Origin of the sequence: Micromonospora sp. NPDC052213, assembly GCF_040679695.1 — a bacterium.
Taxonomy (GTDB): Bacteria; Actinomycetota; Actinomycetes; order Mycobacteriales; family Micromonosporaceae; genus Micromonospora.
In genome coordinates this window covers 1-2,065 of sequence record NZ_JBFAVI010000333.1, presented here as the reverse complement: position 1 = coordinate 2,065, position 2,065 = coordinate 1, and the positions used below count along the sequence as shown (strand labels likewise).

The 2,065-nt window shown below is 72.4% G+C and carries 2 protein-coding genes; both read right to left on the bottom strand.

What is annotated here, in order from left to right; translation table 11 throughout:
• Window positions 1-55: 55 nt before the first annotated feature.
• Window positions 56-1,084 (bottom strand): 6-phosphofructokinase, encoded by a 1,029-nt coding sequence (locus AB0L34_RS33670; protein WP_350708044.1) that lies wholly within the window; start codon window positions 1,082-1,084, stop codon window positions 56-58.
• A 404-nt stretch (window positions 1,085-1,488) separates the two neighbouring features.
• Complete coding sequence (locus AB0L34_RS33665; RefSeq protein WP_363709702.1) at window positions 1,489-1,986, bottom strand: polyadenylate-specific 3'-exoribonuclease AS; 498 nt, start codon at window positions 1,984-1,986, stop codon at window positions 1,489-1,491.
• Between the last annotated feature and the right edge of the window lie 79 nt (window positions 1,987-2,065).

Here is a 2,065-nt window from a genome sequence, read left to right as displayed (position 1 = left end):
GGTCGTGGTGGCGGGCGGGGCGGCCCGGCGGCCCGCCGCGCCGTCGACACCTCGATCAGCTGCCGAAGAAGACCTCGGCCTCGGCGTACCGCTCCAGCGGCACGGTCTTCAGCTCGCGGGTGGCCTCGGCGAGCGGAACGCGGACGATGTCCGTGCTCTGCATGGCGACCATCTTGCCCCAGTCGCCCTCGTGCGCGGCGTCGATGGCGTGCAGGCCGAGCCGGGTGGCGAGCACCCGGTCGAAGGCGGTCGGGGTGCCGCCGCGCTGGATGTGCCCGAGCACGACCGTGCGGGCCTCCTTGCCGGTCTTGGCCTCCAGCTGCTCGGCGAGCCACTGGCCGATGCCGCCGAGGCGGACGTGACCGAACGCGTCGAGCTCCTGGTTGTGCAGCACCATCTGGCCCTCCAGCGGGTGCGCGCCCTCGGCGACCACCACGATCGGGGCGTACTGGTGCTGGAAGCGCTTCTCGACGTAGCCGGCGACCTGGTCGACGTCGAACTGCCGCTCGGGCAGCAGGATCACGTTGGCGCCGCCGGCCAGGCCGGCGTGCAGGGCGATCCAGCCGGCGTGCCGGCCCATCACCTCGACCACGAGGGTGCGGTGGTGGCTCTCGGCGGTGGTGTGCAGCCGGTCGATGGCCTCCATCGCGATGTTGACCGCGGTGTCGAAGCCGAAGGTGTAGTCGGTGGCGCCGAGGTCGTTGTCGATCGTCTTCGGCACACCGATGACGTGCACGCCGAGCTCGTGCAGCTTGGTGGCCACGCCGAGGGTGTCCTCGCCGCCGATCGCGATGAGCGCGTCGACGCCCTGCGCGGCGAGGTTGTCCTTGATCCGCTCGACGCCGTTCTCGATCTTGAACGGGTTCGTCCGGGACGAACCGAGGATGGTGCCGCCGCGCGGCAGGATGCCGCGGACCTCCGCGATGCCCAGCGGGCGGGACAGGCCCTCCAGGGGGCCCTTCCAGCCGTCCCGGAAACCCACGAACTCGTGGCCGTAGCTGGCGACGCCCTTGCGGACCACCGCCCGGATGACCGCGTTGAGACCTGGGCAGTCGCCGCCGCCGGTGAGCACGCCGATACGCATGATCTGCTCATCCTCCTGGAGCATCAGGTGAAGCCCGATTTGCCCCAGGATATGTGTCGGATCAGACCATCGGCGCCGTTGCCGGCCCGGGGCGGGCCGTCAGTGCGCACTGTAGTCGGCGCGGGCGTACGCCGGCACCGCGCCCCGGGCCGTCCCACCCGCCGGTCGACCTACCGGTCAGTAGCTGACCTCGCGGTTCGGTCGTAGCCCTCCCGCGCGGTGCCGGAGATCGAGACCCAGGCGTCGCGCTTCGGGTCGGAGAGAGCATGCAGATCCGGGCCTCCCGGACCAGCTCGGTGACCCGTCGCCGGGCGTCGGCGGCGCTGCGCGGTTCGTTGCTCATGGGACCACTCCCCCGCATCGGCTCGACGTCGCACCGGCGCCCGGGACAGAACCGACCAGACCTACTGACCGGTCATCGCGCGCCAGCGCGCCAGGTTGTGCCGGGCGTCGACCAGCGCGTCGTGCCGGGCCGACGCGGCGTCCGGCAGCGGCGGCCGGCCCCGGTCGTCCCAGAGCTGGCGCAGCTCCTTGGTGAACCGGGGGATCTCCCGGGGCAGCGCCGGCATCGCCCCCCACAACTGCGCGAGGACCACGTGGTCGTACGCGGCGTACCAGGCCCAGAGCTCCAGGTGCTCGCCCGGCCGGTCCCTGACCGGCTCGACGAGGAAGTCGTACAGCTCGTCGCGGATGCGCTCCCGCGACCGCCAGGCGCGGTCCGCCGGGGACGGCAGCTTGTCGAGCACGTTGCGGCGCACCCAGGGCACGGCCCGCGAGTCGTCGAACTCGGTCGACACGGCGTAGAACTCGCGGCCGTACTCGTCGACGACGCCGATCGACACCAGGTCGACGATGCGGCCGTCCTCGATGAACTCGCAGTCGTAGAAGTAGCGGTAGACCATCACCGCCATCCTCGCCCACGCCGGCCCCGTGCCGGCGACCGGGGTTGCCGCGCCCGGCCGCCGGCGGCACCGGGGCCGC